The organism is Actinoplanes sp. NPDC021490 (assembly GCF_055562135.1).
Genome location: NZ_JBVHFW010000002.1, coordinates 768,900 through 785,576, shown reverse-complemented (window position 1 = coordinate 785,576; position 16,677 = coordinate 768,900). Strand labels below are relative to the sequence as shown.

The window sequence follows — 16,677 nt, the reverse complement described above, 5'->3', positions numbered from 1 at the left end:
CCCGGCATCCCGCGCCCCCCCGCTCAGAAATGCTGGTCGAGCCGCAGGGTCCCCGTGTCCAGGTCGATGGCGGCCCAGCTGTCCAGGCCCCACTGCCTGTTTCCGATCACCGTGAAGCCCTTGCTGTTGCGGTCCTCGACGGCCGCCTGCGCCGTGGCCACCATGAGGCCGGCGCCGAGAAGCGCGACGACCCGGTTCGTCTTCTTCATGTTTCCCCGATCCAGTCGGCCGATGAACCGATTGTCGGGGCCGAGGGCCGCGGGCCGGGCAACCCCGGACGATCTCGGACGCCCGTTTAGACCGGCGGTGATGGGGGATACCTCAGCGATGACGAGCGACGGCGGCTCACGCCGTGACCTGGTGGTGCTCGGCGGATCAGCCGGCGGCGTCGAGGCGCTGCGCGAGGTGATCGGCGGGCTGCCGGCTGACCTGCCCGCGGCCGTGCTGGTCGTGGTGCACGTGCCGGCGCACAGCGCGGGCAACCTGTCGGCCATCCTGGACCGCTGCGGCCCCCTGCCGGTGGCTTCGGCCGAGCACGGAGCTTCGCTGCGGCCCGGCCACGTCTGGGTGGCTGTGCCCGGCCGTCACCTGATCGTGCGCGACGGGCACATGCTGCTCAGCGGTGCCCCGAAGCAGAACCGGGCCCGGCCGGCGATCGACGCGTTGTTCCGCAGCGCGGCGCGCTGGCACGGCCACCGCACGGTCGCGGCGGTCCTGTCGGGCAGCCTGGACGACGGCGCCGTGGGTCTGGCCGCCGTGGCTGCCTCGGGTGGGGCCTGCATCGTCCAGGACCGTGGCGACGCCCTCTTTCCGGGCATGCCGGACGCGGCGCTGGCCGTCGTCCCGCAGGCCCGCATCCTGCCCGCCGACCAGATCGGAAAAGGCATCTCGGCGCTGGTGGCCGAAAGCATCGAGCCGCGGGCGGCGAGCCCGGACGCCAACCTGATAGCGGAGACCGACATGGCCGAGAACAACACGGTGATTCCCCCAGACCGTCAACCCGGCCGTCCCGTCGCGCTGAGCTGCCCCGACTGCACCGGCGGCATGAACGTCGTCGAGTCCGGCCGCGCGGTGCACTACACCTGTCACGTCGGGCACATCTGGTCTCCCCTCAGCCTGCTCGCCGCGCAGCAGGACAAGATCGAGGAGGGCTTGTGGACAGCGCTGAGCATCCTCGAGGAGCAGGCCCGCGTCTACGACGAGCTGGCCGAGCGGCATGCCGACAGCGGCACGATCGGCGGAAAACACCAGCGGGCCGCGGCCGTTGAGATCCGCGGGGCGGCCGACGTGATCCGCAAGCATTTCCCGGACATCGTGCTCGACAACTAGGCGAAGCTTAGGTGCGCCGGATGGCGGGCAGGCGCGAGGCGCGTACGGTGGCCCGCCGCGGCCCGATCACCTGGCCCTGATCGCTCACCTCCACACCCTCCACCTCGTACCAGATGTCGCCGTCGTGCTGCAGGGGCGAGCCCGCCAGCACGCGGTCGATGCGGATGCGCAGCGGGCCGATGCCGTAGCGGTAATCCTCCTCGGCGAAGGTGCGTACGGTGCCCGCGGGTCTGTCGTCGATGGTCATCTCACCTCGCGGGCCGGGCCCTCTTCCAGGGCATTCGAATCAGGAACGCTGGCGTCCATCGTGCGCTGTGCATTGCAGCTGCACAAGGGCATATGCACGTGCACGTGCGCTTGCACGAGCAGAATTGTCCGATTGTCCTAGGTGTTGTCCGACGAACGCCCCTGCTAGTCCGTGGAGGCGGGGATCCGGCCGGTCACTCGCTGGGCCACCCAGCCGGCCGGGATGTGGCGTCCGGTCAGGACATATTCGGCCACGACCCGGTTCGTCATCGTCTCGAGCAGCGCGCGCGGGGCGTGGCCCCGGCCCACCAGCAGCACCTGATCGTTCGTCGTCACGGTCACGTCGTCGTCCGGGCGCAGCACCGTCTCGTCGTCGCGCAGCAGCATCAACGGCACGGCGTCCAGACGGCTGCGGTCGCGGGGGGAGCGGAGCAGGTCGCCCAGCGTGATGCCGGCGCCCAGCCACGGCCGCAGCCCGGGCGCCTCCTGCTCGGTCAGGTTCACCTTCCACACCGGGCCCAACCGCATTCCGCAGTACGCCTGCATCCGCTCGATGGTGCCGGCCGCCCAGTCCTCGCCCAGTTCGGACATCTCCTGCAGGAACCGCCACAGCAGCGGCGTGCTCAGCCGCGCGTAGATCTCGCGGGCGGCCATCTCGCTCGGCACCAGCAGCCAGTCGATCTCCATCGCGGCGAACAGGGGCGCGTTGGCCGGCCGGTTCTGGCGGGCGCCGATGAACAGCGACGGGTTCTCCTTGCGGGCCGCCGCGACCAGCGACAGGTTCGTCGCGTCGTTGTCGGTGCCTGCCACGAAACCGGCCGCGCCGGCGAGATCGGCCTCGGCCAGCACCGACGGATCGGAGGCGTCGCCCTCGATCACGACCGGTCCGGGCCGGGCCTCCGGATGCAGGTCGATGATCGTCACCTCGCGATGGTCGGCGATCAGATCATCGGCCAGCTTGCGGCCGAACCGGCCGAAGCCGCACACCACCCAGCGCCCGGTGTCGGGGGGCCGGGCCGGCGGGGGCATCTCGGCGCCCTCGCCCTGGACCAGCCACGACATCAGCAGGTAGGCCGACGGCGCGTGCAGGGCCAGGCGCAGGTGGTCCCCGTACCGGTCGAAGGGGTTGACCACGGTGGGCGAGCCGAACGCGTGCATGCGGTGCTCGATGGCCGGCGACACCGTACGGGCGAGGACCGGCAGCCCCGGCCGGATGAGCGCGGCGGTCATGGCCACGGTCAGGTTGACCTCGTCGTTGTCGGTCAGCGCGACGACGCCCTCGCACGCCGGGTGCTCGAGCCCGGCCACCCCCAGCGTGTGCGGGTTGGTGGCGTCGGCGACCAGGCCCGGCACGTCGGCGACATAGGGGTCGAGGTCCAGCGTGTCGACGTGCTCGGGGGTGTTGTCGATGACCACCATCCGCCGGCCCAGCGCGTCGAGGGCGTGCCCGAGCAGCTGACCGGTCTGGCCGTAGCCGACGATCAGCAGGAACGGCTCGCGCATCCGCCGGACCGTGCCGGTGAAGCGGCGCAGGGCCAGCGCCTCGCGGAAGGCCCGGTCGCGCAGGGTGGCGAGCAGCGATCCGATCGCGTACGCCCAGCCGATCACCGTGAGATAGATGGTCGCCGTCACCCAGAGCCGCTGCGCGCCGGTGAACGGGTGCGGGATCTCCCCGTACCCGATGGTCGTGGCCGTGTAGCTCATGAAGTAGAACGCGTCGAAGAAGCCCATCCGCACGGGGTTGCCGTCGTCGTCCTGGCCGGGGATCAGGGTCAGGCCGAACACGCTGATCGCGAAGATCAGAATGAGCACGATCAGCGGCGCGCGCATCCGGCGCAGCACGAGGAAGACGGTGGACGAGCTCTCGGTGGGGCGGGCGATCCTCGTACGGCGGTAGGGTCCCGGCTTTTTCATGCTGGCCGGCTTACCGGCGGCGGAACGTCGTCGTCTCGATCACCAGCAGGGCGACCGAGACCAGGTTCGCCAGCAGCGCGCCGCCGGAGAGCGAGACCACGCTGGCCGTGTTCTCCGGGGTCATGCCCGCACCCGAGACCTGGGTGGCGTAGACCCAGGTGAGGGTGGCCGCGATCAGCTGCAGGTCGGCGACGAGGCTGGTCGCCAGGTGGACCGCGCCGATCTGGGTGCGGTCGCCGAACTTGAGTACGGTGGCGACCAGGTTGACCACCACGGCCGCGAACAGCTCGTATTCGTTGTGCAGGGCCGCGTCGGAGATGTCCCCGATGAAGAAACCGAAGTTGAGAGTCGCGGCCAGCAGCACGAAGAAGCCGAAGATCACTTTTTCCAGACTCACGCGCTCACCTCGGCACACACGCTAGTGCAGCGACCGAAGCCGCGCCCGCTTGTCGGGCCGTTTCTTCCCACCCGGCTCTTTCTTACTCGACCAGTGCCAGGCCCGGGTCGGGGCGCAGGGTCACCTTGACCGCGGAGGCGCGGGGACCGGCGGCGGCCGTGTCCAGGGCCGTACGCCACTCGGGCAGGCCGAAGACGTGGGTGACCAGGTCGTCGACCGGGTACGAGGGGTCGCCCAGCCACTCGACGACCTGCGCCATGGTGTGCCGGCCGCCCAGAGCGGGTTCGGGGCCGAAGTTGACGCTGCCCTGGACGGTGAGCTGGCGGTTCCAGACCAGTGACCAGTCGACGGTCTGCTTGCCGGCCGCGCCGACCAGCACGAACATGCCGCTCGGGCGCAGCAGGTGCAGGCCCAGATCGATGGTGGAGGGCAGACCCACGCAGTCGAAGACGACGTCGACGCCCTGCTCGAGCAGCGGCACCCGGGTCAGGCGGGGGCGGATGACGCGGCCGCCGTGCAGCTCGGCCAGCGTCTCGACCACCTGCGGGCCGGGCGGCAGGGTGCGGTCGGCGCTTGTCGTGCTCGCCGGGCCCGGCCCCATGGCGGTGATATCCGGGTCGGCGCTTGTCGTTCTGGTCGGGCCTGGTCCCACGGCGGTGATGTCGAGGTCGGGGTGCAGGCGGCGCAGTGCGGCCATGACTAGCAGGCCGATCGTGCCGGGTCCGATGACGACCGCGCGGTCGCCGCGGCGTTTCCAGTGCAGGGCGGCGTGCAGCGCGATCGAGGCCGGCTCGGCGAGCACCGCGCGGCGCGACGGCAGGTCGCCGATCGGGTGCAGCTGCGACTCGTGGGCGACCAGGGATTCGCCCCAGCCGCCACCCAGCGTGGCGTCGAAGCCGAGCGAGGGGGCGTGGCAGCCGGAGACGCCCGGTTGATCGAAGCGCTCACAGACGTACGGGAAACCGTCTTGGCAGGAACGGCACGGCGGGAACCCGCGGTGGAAGCAGGACACGATCGGATCGACGACGACCCGCCGGCCGGTTTCGGTGACCGCGACGATCTCGTGCCCGAGAATCTGGTGGCGAGCGGTGTAGAACGCGCTCAGCACCAGCGACGACTTGGCCCGCGCGACCCCGACGTCGCTGCCGCAGATGCCCGCGAGCTCGGGCCGGAGACGCACCCAGCCCGGCGCCCGGGGCAGTCGCGGCTCCGGCCAGTCCTCCCGCAACGAGAGCATCCGCCCGGCGCGGTGGTGGGCTTTGGTCACCAAATATCGGGGCACAGACAGATTTGCCACAATCGCACGCATTTGTGTACGGCCTTCCCTAGCCCCCACCCGCCCTGGGGAGTAAGGAAGACCTTAAGGGCTGTCAAGCCGGTCGGCGGGGTTGTCCACAGGGGGCGATCGTCCACAGGCCACCCCCAGCGCAAGTGTGTTCTGTGCTAGTTGCCGTGCACGTCGTCCTAGCGACGTCCATCACTGCGACCGCAGGATGTGGACATCTTCGCCACTCAACGGAAACAGATGGGCCACCCCACCTCTTCCGCTGCGACTGAAACGTATCAAACAGAAGGGACCGTCGATGAGAAGACCGCTCGTCCTGGCCTTGCTCGCGCCCATAGCCCTGGCCGTAACGGCGACCCCCGCCCAGGCCGCCGCCGCCCCCGACTGCAAGACCTATCCCTGGATGGACACCCGCAAGTCACCCGAGAAGCGGGCCCTAGCGCTGCTGGCGGCCAGCACCCAGCATCAGAAGTACCGCTGGCTGGTCGAGCAGCCCGCCAACAGTCCGCAGCAGACCGAGTGGACCGGCGGCGTCGTCTATCCCGCGCAGGTGCCGTGCACGCCGACCGTCGTCTATTCCGACGGGCCCGACGGCGTGCGGTTCACCCCGGGCGTCACCGCTTTCCCGGCCACGATCGCGACCGCGGCCACCTTCAACCAGCCGCTGGCGTACGTCAAGGGGGCCGCGCAGGCGACCGAGGCGTACGGGAAGGGCAAGAACGTGCTGCTCGCGCCCGGACTGGCCGGTGGGCGCACGCCGCTGTCGGGCCGCACGCCGGAATACCTGGGGGAGGACCCGCTGCTCGGCGGGGTGATGGCCGCCGCCGGCATCCGGGGCATCGAGAGCCGTGGCGTGCCGGCCGCGCTCAAGCACTACGTGGCCAACGAGCAGGAGCTGGACCGGCAGACCAGCTCGTCCAACGCGGGCGAGCGGACGCTGCGCGAGATCTACGACCTGCCGTTCGAGATCGCCGTCAAGCGCGGTCGGCCGGAGAGCGTCATGTGCTCGTACAACCAGATCAATCACGTGTACGCCTGCGAGAACGAACGCCTCAACCAGGTGCTCAAGGACGACATCGGCTTCGACGGCTACGTCATGAGCGACTTCGGGTCGGTGCACTCGACCGCGCCCAGCCTCGTCAACGGACTGGACCAGGAACTCAACCGGCCGATCTGGTTCACCCCGGCCCGTCTCGACGAGGCGCTGGCGGCCGGCCGGATCACCCGGAAGCAGATCGACGACGCCGCCTTCCGGGTCGTCCGGTCGTACATCCGCGGTGGTCTTTTCGATCGTGCCCTGCCCGCCACGCCGGTCGGGGACGCCTCGACGCCGGCCCACAAGGCGATCGCGCGGACCATGGCCGAGCAGGGCTCGGTGCTGCTGAAGAACGACGGGTTGCTGCCGCTCGATCCGCGCACGGGTGACGAGATCGCGGTCATCGGAGCCACGGCTTCCCGTACGCCCACCGACGGCGTCAGCGCCTCGTCGGTGTGCAGCCTGCCCTGGCGTTTCGGTGACCCGACGACGCTGCGGTGCGAGGATCTGGTCGCCCCCGAGGACGCCCTGCGCACGCGTGCGGCCAAGAACGGCGCGACGGTCAGCTTCAACAGTGGCAGCGACGTGGCGGCGGCCGCGGCGGCGGCGAGGACGGCCGATGCCGCGGTGGTTTTCGCGTACGTGCGGATGGGGGAGTTCAACGACCTGACCGACCTCAAGCTGCAGGGCAACGGCGACGCGCTCGTCTCGGCGGTGGCCGCGGCCAATCCCCGTACGGTGGTCGTCCTGCAGACCGGAAGCGCGGTCGAGATGCCCTGGCTGTCGCGGGTACCGGCCGTGCTCGAAACCTGGTACGCCGGCGAGCAGATGGGCCCGGCGATCGCGTCGCTGCTGTTCGGCGACACCAACCCGTCGGGCAAGCTGCCGATGACGTTCCCGAAGTCGCTGGCCGACACGCCTACGGCGGGCAGCCCGGCGCAGTACCCGGGGGTCGTCGTCGATGGCATCCGTCAGGTCGACTACAGCGAGGGCCTCAAGGTCGGCTACCGCTGGTACCAGAGCGAGAACATCGAACCGCTCTTCCCGTTCGGCCACGGACTCTCGTACACGACGTTCACATACTCGGACCTGCGTGTCTCGTCGTCGCACGGGAACGTACGGGTCACGGTCCGGCTGACCAACACCGGTCAGCGGGCCGGCACCGAGGTCGCCCAGGCGTACGCGACGCTGCCCGCCTCGACCGGGGAGCCGTCGAAACGACTGGTCGCGTTCGAACGGGTCACGCTGGCCGCGGGCCGGAGCCGGACGGTCGACCTGACGCTGTCGCGGGCCGACCTGCGGGATCTGCACCTGTTGCAGTACTGGTCGGGCGAGTGGAAGACGGCCAAGGGCGCCTACCGGATGCAGGTGGGCAGTCTGAGCGTGGGCTTCCGCTTGTAATCGCGAGCGGGGGCCTTGTTGCCGAGGCCCCCGCCACCGATCTCATTCGGGCAGTTCGACGTCCTTGTTGCCGTGGAAGTCCTGCGGCTCCCCCTCGCCGCCGGCGGCCGGGTCGCGGTGGCCCAGAGCCGTCTCGCCCGGCAGCTCCTCCATCCGCTCCTCGGCGATCTGCTCCAGCTTGGCCTCGGTGTCCTTGCTCAGATCCGACATCACGCACCTCCGTTGGTCTTCGTTGCCCTCGCTCTACCCTCGACCACTCGGCCTCACCCGGCGGCGAGACCACGGTCACTCGAACAAAAAGCGGTACGCGCGACTCCATCGCACCCGGTCGGCCGTCGTGTCGAGAAAGCCCGTCTCCAGCCACTCGGCCTGCGGCTGCATGCCCTGCGCGGCGAGCCGCCGGGCCCGTTGCCACACCGCCTCCTGCTGGGCGATCACCTCGTCGACCAGAGATTCCGAGGCCATCCCGTACGCCTCGGCGAAGAGCTCCAGGCGGCGGCGCCGATCCGGCGGCTCCGGATAGGCCAGCCACCGCAGGCACATGGCGTCGTCGCGGAACGGCGCCACATATTCCAGCGCGTACGCGACATCATGGACCGGCCGCCCCGGCCACGCATAGTCCCAGTCCAGAATTCCGACCGGCTGCAGCCCGTGCCAGACAAGGTTCCACGGCCCGAAATCACCGTGCAGCACAATCTCCCCGTCGCCGTCGAACGCCGCCCAGCCCGCCTCGGCCTTCGGGCGGAATCCCCGTACGGCATCGTGGTATTCCCTCAGAAGGCGCGCCATGGCGACCAGGCCACGCTCGTCGACCACCTTGGCCCACCCGTCGGCCCCGGACTCGCCGCCGAGAAACGTGAGAACCTCGCGCCCGTCATTGTCAACACCTAGGAACCGCGGCGCGTACGGAAACCCGATGTCCTCAAGATGCAGCAGCAACTCATGAACGCTGCCCGACCACGGCTGCATCGGCCGCCGCACGGTGTCCCCGACGCGAACCACCTCCCGATGCGGCTTGTCCTGCAACATCTCATGATCAGCCATGCCCGCGACGGTAACCGCTGCCGCCCCACGCCGCTCCACCATTCGGCCTCAGCCGCAAGGAGGTTGACCGGCCGGTCTTGGGGCAACCGCGCTTGTGGTTTGGGCTTCTTGGGTAGCAGTCGGCTATGGGAGATGGTGAGCCGAAGCCGGTGCTGCGCGGGTTCTGGTCGTGGGTGCCCTGGCTGCTCGGCGCCGTCGTGGGGCTGCAGGCGTGGGCGTTCGTGGACAACGTTCAGGAACGCAATTGGATTGTGGCCGGTTGTTTCGGGGTGTGCATGCTGGCTTTCGTCGTGCAGATCATCGCGATGTTGCGGCTCCGCTCCCGGGCGAAGTCCGCCGATGATCGCGCGTAGCACTGTGGGCCTCAGCCCTGCCGCGCGCCGGCCATGAGCAAGGCGGGATAGCGCGGTGTGAAACGGCCGGTGACTTGCAGGACGGCGCCCTTGAGCACGGCCACCGGGAGACCGGTGCGCACCTTGCCGCAAGGGGTGCCGTCGAGGTCTGTGGGCTGGAGGATGCCGTCCCGCCGGCCGAGGCTGATGCACAAGGCGTCCTGCTTCACGCGTAGCGGCTTGGGGGTGCGCCCGGTCATGCGAGCGGTGATCGCATGGAAGGCGCAAGCGGCGGCCAGCCCGCCGGGGCCGCAGCCCATGCGCAGCAGCTTCCCGTCCGGGGTGTGCGCGGCCGCGGCGTCCCCGACGCCGTAGATCTCGGGGTGCGACCGCGAACGCAGAGTTCCGTCCACCACCATGCGGCCGCGGTGGTCGACGGCTAGCCCGGCCGCCCGCGCCAGCTCGGGCACCTGAAAACCGGCGGTCCAGGCCACCGCGTCGGCGTCCATCCGCTCGCCGGTGGTCAGCACCAGGCCGTTCGCGTCGACCTTGGCGACGTCGGCGTTCTCCGACACCTGGATGCCGAGGCGGTCGAGGGCCCGGTGCAGATGGTCCCGGCCGTGCTCGGACAGCGACTCGCCCAGCTTCCCGCGGGTGAGCAGCCGTACGGTGCAATGGGGGTAGGTCTCGGCCAGCTCGGTGACCGTTTCCAGGCCGGTCGGGCCGGCGCCGACGACAGCGACCGTGCCGGCGGTGCGCATCCGATCGTGCAGCCGCTCGGCCTGCTCGGCGACGGCAACGGCGTAGGCGTGCTCGGCCGCGCCGGGAACGGTGCCGGTGTCGGCGTGGCTGCCCAGCGCGTACACGAGCAGGTCGTAGTCGACGGGCTGATCGCCGCCGGCCAGCCGGACCTGCCGTTGCTGCGTGTCGATGCCGGTGGCCCGGTCGATGAGCAGCCGGATGCCGGTGCCCCGGAACACGTCCGGCAAGGGCATGTGGCGTACCTGTTTGCCCGAGGCGAGCTGGTGGTTGCGCATCCGCTCCACGAAACGGTCGCGGTTGTTGACCACCGTGACCGTCGCGCCGGTGCGCCTGGCGAGCAGCTTGGCCATCGACACGCCGGTGTATCCGGCGCCCAGAACCAAGATGCGCGGGGTTGTCGTCATGGAACCTGTCCCTCCGTCGTCCAGCACCGGATGAACGGGAGAGGCCGGCAGTTCGTGACAACAACCGGGGTCAGAGTTTTTGCTGGCTGAGGAAAGCCAGCTTGTCGGGGTTGGCGATGGTGCGGATGGCCTTGATGCGGTCGCCGTCGATTTCCAGAACGGTGACCCCGGACAGCCGGCCGTCCAGGTACAGCACGACGCCGAACTCCCCGTTCACCAGCTCCGGCGCCATCCGGATCCGCGGCGCATACCTGGTCAGCACGAGCAGATGGCGCAGGACCTCGTCCCGGCCAACCAGCGGATGCCGTACGGCCCGGGCCTTGCCGCCCCCGTCGGCCCAGGCGATCACGTCCTCGGCCAGCATCCCCTCCAGCGCCGGCACGTCTCCGCTCGAAGCCGCCTCGAGGAACCGCTCCACGAGCTTGCGTTGCTGCTCCGGCGTGGCCGTGAACCGCGGGCGCGCGACGGCGACGTGGTGCTGCGCCCGGCGGTACAGCTGCCGTACGTGCGGCTCGTTGACTTCGAGAATCTCCGCGATCTCGCGGTGGCTGTGGCCGAATGCCTCCCGCAGCACGAACACCGCCCGTTCGGGTGGGGTCAGCCGCTCCAGCAGCACGAGCCGGCCCAGCGACAACGATTCCCGTTGCTCCGCAGTCTCCGCCGGATCGAGCGCGCCGCCGTCGGCGATGATCGGCTCGGGCAGCCACGGCCCGACGTAGCGCTCGCGCTGCACCCGCGCCGACGTGAGCCTGTCCAGGCACAGGTTGGTGACCACCTTGGTCAGCCACGCCTCCGGTGTGATCGCCGAGTCGTGGCGCTCCCAGCGCAGGTACGCGTCCTGAACCACGTCCTCGGCCTCGGAGGCCTCGCCCAGCATCCGATAGGCCACCCCGAACAGGCGCCGGCGGTTGGCCTCGAACCGTTGCAGCCGCTCCGGGGTCACGCCCCTCGCCCCTCGGCCGACGGGGATCGCATGGGCCGGACAATAGGGCCCGGACGCAAATGAGCGGCGGGGCCATTCAGCGCCCGCCGCCCATGCTCTCTTGAGCCGAGACTCTGCCTTACGGTGCGTATCCAAGAGAAGGTTTTGCGACCGTGACCCAGGTCACTTTTAAGACTTCTTACTATTTCGACTGCAGGTAGTCACGCTGTGGAAGCTCCGGAAACGGGACGGCAGACCTTACGCGCTGTCACGAAACCTCATCCGACCGGCTGCGGAGTGCGTTCCGGCTGGGTGTCGGCCGGGGCTTGGGCCCGGAGGTGGTTCAGCGGGCGCGGCAGCCACCAGTTGAAGCGGCCGAGCAACGTCATCGTGGCCGGCGCCAGCACGAGGCGGATGACGGTGGCGTCGATGAGCACCGCCGTGGCCATGCCCAGTCCGAGCATCTTGACTGTCACGTCGGGGTCCAGCGCGAAACCCGTGAAGACCGCGACCATGATGGCCGCCGCGCTGCTGATCACCCGGCCGCTGGCGGAGAGGCCTCGGATCACGCTGCCGTGCGCGTCGCCCGTCCGCAGCCAGTCTTCCCGCACGCGCGACAGCAGGAACACCTCGTAGTCCATCGACAGCCCGAACAGGACGGTGAACAGCAGCACCGGCACCCAGCTGGACACCGCCACCGCGTGCGGCAGCCCGACCAGCCGGGCGGTGGCGTCGTTCTGGAAGATCAAGGTCAGCACCCCGTACGCGGCCCCGACCGAGAGCAGGTTCATGGCGGCCGCCTTGAGGGCCACGACCGGCGCGCGGAACAGCACGGTCAGCAGCACCAGCGAGAGCCCGACCACGAACACCACCACGATCCACAAGCGTTCGGCGAGCCGGTCGGAGATGTCCGCGAACACCGCCACCAGACCGGTCACCAGCACGCCCTCGGGCAGCACGTCGTCGCGCAGCCGGTGCAGCAGCGCCGTGGTCGCCTCGTCCTGCGGCCCGGTCGACGGCTCGACCAGAATCACCGCCGCGTTGCCCTCGACCACCGGTTGAGCCACCGCGGCCACGCCCGGTTCGGCCCGCACCGCCGCGGTCACGGCGCCCAGGTCGGTCACCTTCGTCCGGTCCACGGCCAGCACCAGCGGCCCGTTCACGCCCGGACCGAATTCCGAGGCCACCAGGTCGTACGCCTTCCGGGTCGTGTTCGACCCGGGCTGGCTTCCCGCGTCCTGCGGCCAGGTGCGCATGCTCAGCATCGGCGCCGCCAGCACGGCCAGCACCAGCAGCGCCCCGGCCGTCGCGAGCACCGGGCGGCGGCCCACCCGGGTGGCCCAGCGCGCGGTCAGGGCCGGCCCGTTCCCCATGGTCCGGCGGGGCAGTACGCGATCACCAGCCAGCCCGCACAGGGCCGGCACCAACGTGAGGGCGGCCGCCATCACGGCCGTGACCGCGAAGAACGTGGCGTAGCCGAACGACGAGTACGCGGGCAGCGTCGACAGTTTGAGCCCGAACAGCGAGGTCAGCACGGTCAGCCCGGCCACCACCACGGACGTGCCCGCGGTCGCGTTCGCCTGCGCGGCCGCCTCCCGCGGCGACAACCCGGCCCGCAGCCCTTCCACGTGCCGGGCGACGAGCAGCAGCGCGTAGTCGATGCCGACCCCGAGCCCGACCATGGTCGCGATGGTTGGCGCGATCCCGCTGACGTCGGTGACCCGTTCCAGCAGCGCGATGCCCGCGGCACTGGCCCCGAGCCCGGCCACGGCGACCCCGATCGGCAGCCCGGCTGCCACGACCGAACGCAACGCGAAGGCCAGGATCACCAGCGCGGCGACGATTCCGGCCAGCTCGGCCGTGCCGCTGGGCGCCTGCACGTTCTCGGCCACCTGCCCGCCCAGCTCGACTTGCAGGCCCCGATCGGCCAGCGGCGCGACCGCCCGCTCGAGAGCGTCCAGGCCCTCGGCGCCGTGGAAATCGGTGACCGGGACGTCGTACTGGACGCCGACCAGCGCGGTGTCCCCGTCGGCCGACATGCGCGGCGGCGCTATCACGGCGACACCGTCCATCCGGGCCAGCCGGGCGCGCAGCGTGTCGAGCGCGGCCGGGTCGATCGGGTGGTCCGAGTGCACGACGACGCGGGCTTCGGTGCCGGACATCTGCGGCAGGTGCCCGCGCAGGAATTCGGTGCCGGCCTGCGACTCGGTGCCGGGCACGTTGTAGTCGTCCTGCGGCGTACCGCCGAACGCCACCGACAGCCCGGTGAGCGCAACGAGCACGATCAGCCAGGCGCCGATCGTTCGCCAAGGGTGGGCGGCGGCCGCTCCTCCGAGCCGGCCGAGCAAGCGGGACATGGTTTCTCCTCCGTGAGTTTCTCGGAGGGAACCCTCACCCGGGCTGCTTGCGAACCGCTTGCGAGCGGCCTAAAGGACGTTGCAAGCCCTTACAAGCGCAGGTCACGGCGGGTGGCCGGCAGCGCGAGCAGGACGACGGCCAACGCCGCGCCGACCAGCGTCAGGAGGCCGCCGACGTCGGCGTACGCGTAGCCCGGCGCCACGGCGGTCGCGGTGGCCGTCGCCTCCAGCGTGATCACGTTTTCCGGCTCGGGCCGGCCGAGACTGTCGACGATGTCGGACACCCAGAACGCGGCCGGCACCAGCACCACCGTCCCCGCGACGACCAGAGTGCCGATCCACGCGGCGCGGCTGCCCCGGAATGTGCCCGCGGCCAGCAGGACCAGCCCGCCGGCGAGGAGGAGGAAGAACGACCCCACCGACGACGCCGTGGGGTCGTAGGCTGACCGCTCGGACAACAGCGACGCCCCGAGCAGAATCAGCCCCACCGCGAGCATGGCCAGCGACACGAGCAGGAGGCGGAGGCGGACGGTCACCCGGCGGAGCGTACCGGCCGCACGACCTCGTGGTGGACCTTCTCGAATTCGCGGGCCGGGCCAGAGGGTTCGCTGAGTTCTGTGAATCAGCTCAGGCGATCACATTTCCGTCCGCCGTGGGCCGGACGACGACCCTTTCGCCGATCGGTTCACCCTCGGTCAGCAGGTCGAGGATCGCGTCGGCGCGGGCCACGAAACGGCGTCCGTCGTCGAGGCGGCCGAGCACGATTCCCTCCCTTTCGCCGTCGCGCAGATGCTTTACCGCGTACGTCTCCACGACGCCTTCACCGTCCGCCTCGATCGCCTCGCCGGGCGCGGGAACGGCGTCCAATGCGGACTGGATTCGCTCGCTGTCCGACGGCTTCCACTCGTACGGGATCGTGGTGTAAACGCCCGTGGAATGCTTGCTCATGATGCCGCCGTTGGCCCCGACGAAACCGTAAGTGCCGGGCGCCGCACGCAGTTTCCGCACCACCGAGGCGATCGCGTGCATCGAGTAGTTGTTGCCCGGCCCGCCGAAGAACGGCAGCCCACCGGTCGCGGTGAGCCCGCGCGGGTCGTCCGGGGCCACGCCCAGGGCCTCGGCCACGATGAACACCGGTGCGGCATAACAACTGTAGAGGTCGAGTACGGAAAGCTCCGATTCCGTGATTCCGGCGACCTCGAGCGCGTGCTGCGCGGCCCTTTGCGCGGCGGGCGAGTCGCCGTAGTCGGCCCGGTCGGCCATCGTGCGCTCCCGCAGGTCGGCGTGCCCGGCGAGATAGACCCAATTCTCTTCCCGTACGCCGTGCCGCCGCGCCGCCTCGACCGACATCAGCACCACGGCGGCGCCCTGATTCACCTTGTCGCGCGCGACCACGTAACGCGTGTACGGGTCGGCGATCGGCCGGTTGGCGGCGGTCGGAGTGACCAGGGAAACGGCGTCGCGGAAAACCGGCGCGGCCGCATGCGGATTGGCCGCGGCCACCGCCGTGAACGGCTCGAAAAGCTGCCCGATGGCCGACGCGTACGCCTCCCGCGACATTTTCAGCCGGGCCCGCCGAGCATTGTCGATGAGCGAATACTGCGACGGCGTATCGGAAAGGCCGTGCGCGACGTGGTGCATCGACACGATTCCGTCCAGCCCCGGCCCGCGCGCCTCCAGCGACCCGCCGGGGCTCTCGGTGAAGTCCGGCCTGTCGTCCGAGGCAGCCAGCGACGTGATCGTCGAGATGGCTTCGGAGCCGAACAGCAGAACCACGTCGGCGTCGCCGGCCGCGATCGTGGCCGCGAACTCGTTGACCAGATGCTGCGGGGCCTGCCCGCCGCCGGTCTCGAGCACGGCCCGGCGTGGATGGGCCCCGAGCCGACCGGCGACCGAGCGCGGGAAGTTGTCCGACGCGCCGAGCAGCGGGGTGGCCCAGGGCAGCGAGATCTCGAACTGCGGCACGCCGGCCACGGTGTCCACTGCGGACGCGTCGATTCCGGCGTCCCGCAACGCCTCCCGCGCGGCGTCGGCGGCCAGGTCGGCGGGCGAGCGCCGCCGATACCCCGGCTCGCCGATCCGCTCGCTCACCTCACCCACTCCGACCAGCACCGGCGTACGGGCAAGGGTCATGAAAGCCGCCCCGCCAGCTCACGGATGCGCTGCTCGCAGTCGGCCGCCATCCGCCGGGTGATCTCGCCCGCGGGCCGGATGTCGCGGAACGAGCCCACGACCTGCCCGACGAAGAACGACTCCAGCTTGAGCGCGCCCTCGTGCCCGGCCTCGGCGGCGGCGTCGATCCGCTGCCACGCGTCGTCGACCAGCATCGGCTGCAGCGGAAGCGGCAACGGCTGCGGGCTGCCCGCCGCGTCCCACTCGTCGTGCCAGGCGGTCCGCAGTTGGCGGGCCGGTTTTCCGGTACGCGTCGGCGAGCGCAACGTGTCGGCACTGCTCGCGGCCAGGAACTTGTTCTTGATGGCGGCCACCGCGACGTCTTCCTCGCTCGACAGCCACACCGAGCCGCACCACACCCCGGCCGCGCCCAGCGCGAGGGCGGCGGCCATCTGCCGGCCGTCCGCGATGCCGCCGGCCGCGAGCACCGGGCGGTCACCGGCGATGTCGACGATCTCGGGCGTGAGCACCATCGTGGCGATCGTGCCGGTGTGCCCGCCGGCCTCGGTGCCCTGCGCGACCAGCACGTCGACCCCGGCCGCGATCTGCCGTTCCGCGTGCCGGCCCTGCCCGACCAGCGCGGCCGTCACGATGCCCTGGGCCTTGGCCCGCGCGACCAGTTCGGGCGGCGGGGCGCCGAGCGCGCTGGCGATCAGCGAGATGCGGTGCCGGAACGCGACGTCGAGCAGCGCGACCGCGCCGGGTGTGGTCAGCGACGCGGCGACGTGCTGGTGGTCGACCGTCGGAGCGGGCGGGATGTCGTACTTGTCGAGCAGCCCGCGCACGAACGCCAGATGCTCCTCGGGGATCTGGGCCCGCATGCTGGCGACCAGGTCGGCCGGGTCGCCGGGCACGAACTTCTCGGGAACGAGCAGATCGACGCCGTACGGCTTCCCGCCGACCTGCTCCTCGATCCAGGTGAGCTGGGCGTCGAGTTCCTCGGCGCCGTAGACGGAGGCGGCGAGCACTCCGAAGCCGCCCGCGTTGGTGACCGCGGCGACGACGGCCGGCGATCGGTTGAATCCGACGATGGGGTGCTCGACGCCGAGCAGTTCGGTCAGGGCCGTACGCATGCC

16 protein-coding genes are annotated in these 16,677 nt (G+C 70.7%); 3 read left to right on the top strand and 13 right to left on the bottom strand.

Annotated features, from left to right (window positions below):
* Nucleotides 1-23: 23 nt before the first annotated feature.
* Nucleotides 24-209 (bottom strand): hypothetical protein, encoded by a 186-nt coding sequence (locus tag ACZ3I4_RS07960; RefSeq protein WP_465381118.1) that lies wholly within the window; start codon nt 207-209, stop codon nt 24-26.
* A gap of 100 nt (nt 210-309) precedes the next feature.
* Here ACZ3I4_RS07960 and ACZ3I4_RS07955 point away from each other — a divergent pair, with 100 nt between their 5' ends.
* Entirely contained in the window at nt 310-1,329 is a 1,020-nt protein-coding gene (locus tag ACZ3I4_RS07955) for a chemotaxis protein CheB (protein WP_465381117.1), read from the top strand.
* A 7-nt stretch (nt 1,330-1,336) separates the two neighbouring features.
* On the opposite strand, the gene ACZ3I4_RS07950 is transcribed toward ACZ3I4_RS07955, so the two are convergent.
* The 4 genes from ACZ3I4_RS07950 to ACZ3I4_RS07935 form a co-directional block, all read right to left on the bottom strand.
* Nucleotides 1,337-1,576, bottom strand: a complete 240-nt coding sequence (locus ACZ3I4_RS07950; protein ID WP_465381116.1) for a hypothetical protein — start codon at nt 1,574-1,576, stop codon at nt 1,337-1,339.
* Between the two features lie 164 nt (nt 1,577-1,740).
* Nucleotides 1,741-3,489 (bottom strand): potassium channel family protein, encoded by a 1,749-nt coding sequence (locus tag ACZ3I4_RS07945; protein WP_465381115.1) that lies wholly within the window; start codon nt 3,487-3,489, stop codon nt 1,741-1,743.
* 10 nt (nt 3,490-3,499) lie between these two features.
* Nucleotides 3,500-3,886 carry a DUF6394 family protein gene (locus ACZ3I4_RS07940; protein WP_465381114.1) on the bottom strand — a complete coding sequence of 129 codons (387 nt, stop codon included), beginning with the start codon at nt 3,884-3,886 and terminating at the stop codon, nt 3,500-3,502.
* Between the two features lie 82 nt (nt 3,887-3,968).
* A complete protein-coding gene (locus ACZ3I4_RS07935) occupies nt 3,969-5,153 on the bottom strand; it encodes a zinc-dependent alcohol dehydrogenase (protein ID WP_465381113.1) in 1,185 nt (394 codons plus the stop codon).
* A gap of 316 nt (nt 5,154-5,469) precedes the next feature.
* On the opposite strand from ACZ3I4_RS07935, the gene ACZ3I4_RS07930 reads away from it, so the two are divergent.
* Nucleotides 5,470-7,608 carry a beta-glucosidase gene (locus tag ACZ3I4_RS07930; RefSeq protein ID WP_465381112.1) on the top strand — a complete coding sequence of 713 codons (2,139 nt, stop codon included), beginning with the start codon at nt 5,470-5,472 and terminating at the stop codon, nt 7,606-7,608.
* 42 nt (nt 7,609-7,650) lie between these two features.
* Here ACZ3I4_RS07930 and ACZ3I4_RS07925 read toward each other — a convergent pair whose 3' ends face one another.
* Both ACZ3I4_RS07925 and ACZ3I4_RS07920 read right to left on the bottom strand, forming a co-directional pair.
* The gene (locus tag ACZ3I4_RS07925; protein ID WP_465381111.1) at nt 7,651-7,818 is read right to left on the bottom strand and encodes a hypothetical protein; all 168 of its coding nucleotides are present in this window, start codon (nt 7,816-7,818) and stop codon (nt 7,651-7,653) included.
* Between the two features lie 75 nt (nt 7,819-7,893).
* On the bottom strand, nt 7,894-8,652 hold the full coding sequence (locus ACZ3I4_RS07920) for an aminoglycoside phosphotransferase family protein (protein WP_465381110.1): 759 nt from the start codon (nt 8,650-8,652) through the stop codon (nt 7,894-7,896).
* Between the two features lie 125 nt (nt 8,653-8,777).
* Here ACZ3I4_RS07920 and ACZ3I4_RS07915 point away from each other — a divergent pair, with 125 nt between their 5' ends.
* Nucleotides 8,778-9,005: a hypothetical protein gene (locus ACZ3I4_RS07915; protein WP_465381109.1), complete on the top strand. Its 228-nt coding sequence runs from the start codon at nt 8,778-8,780 to the stop codon at nt 9,003-9,005.
* An 11-nt stretch (nt 9,006-9,016) separates the two neighbouring features.
* Here the strand turns inward: ACZ3I4_RS07915 and ACZ3I4_RS07910 are convergent, their stop codons facing one another.
* The 6 genes from ACZ3I4_RS07910 to ACZ3I4_RS07885 all read right to left on the bottom strand — a co-directional run bounded on the left by ACZ3I4_RS07910 (nt 9,017) and on the right by ACZ3I4_RS07885 (nt 16,674).
* Nucleotides 9,017-10,150, bottom strand: coding sequence for an NAD(P)/FAD-dependent oxidoreductase (locus ACZ3I4_RS07910; RefSeq protein ID WP_465381108.1), 1,134 nt, complete (start codon nt 10,148-10,150; stop codon nt 9,017-9,019).
* A gap of 70 nt (nt 10,151-10,220) precedes the next feature.
* Nucleotides 10,221-11,093, bottom strand: coding sequence for an RNA polymerase sigma-70 factor (locus ACZ3I4_RS07905; protein WP_465381107.1), 873 nt, complete (start codon nt 11,091-11,093; stop codon nt 10,221-10,223).
* A gap of 257 nt (nt 11,094-11,350) precedes the next feature.
* The gene (locus ACZ3I4_RS07900) at nt 11,351-13,429 is read right to left on the bottom strand and encodes an MMPL family transporter (protein WP_465381106.1); all 2,079 of its coding nucleotides are present in this window, start codon (nt 13,427-13,429) and stop codon (nt 11,351-11,353) included.
* A gap of 89 nt (nt 13,430-13,518) precedes the next feature.
* The gene (locus ACZ3I4_RS07895; protein WP_465381105.1) at nt 13,519-13,965 is read right to left on the bottom strand and encodes a hypothetical protein; all 447 of its coding nucleotides are present in this window, start codon (nt 13,963-13,965) and stop codon (nt 13,519-13,521) included.
* Nucleotides 13,966-14,056: 91 nt separating this feature from the next.
* On the bottom strand, nt 14,057-15,562 hold the full coding sequence (locus ACZ3I4_RS07890) for an acetyl-CoA acetyltransferase (protein WP_465381104.1): 1,506 nt from the start codon (nt 15,560-15,562) through the stop codon (nt 14,057-14,059).
* Nucleotides 15,559-16,674 carry an NAD(P)H-dependent flavin oxidoreductase gene (locus ACZ3I4_RS07885; protein ID WP_465381103.1) on the bottom strand — a complete coding sequence of 372 codons (1,116 nt, stop codon included), beginning with the start codon at nt 16,672-16,674 and terminating at the stop codon, nt 15,559-15,561. Before ACZ3I4_RS07885 ends, ACZ3I4_RS07890 begins: the two co-directional genes overlap by 4 nt.
* Nucleotides 16,675-16,677: the final 3 nt, after the last annotated feature.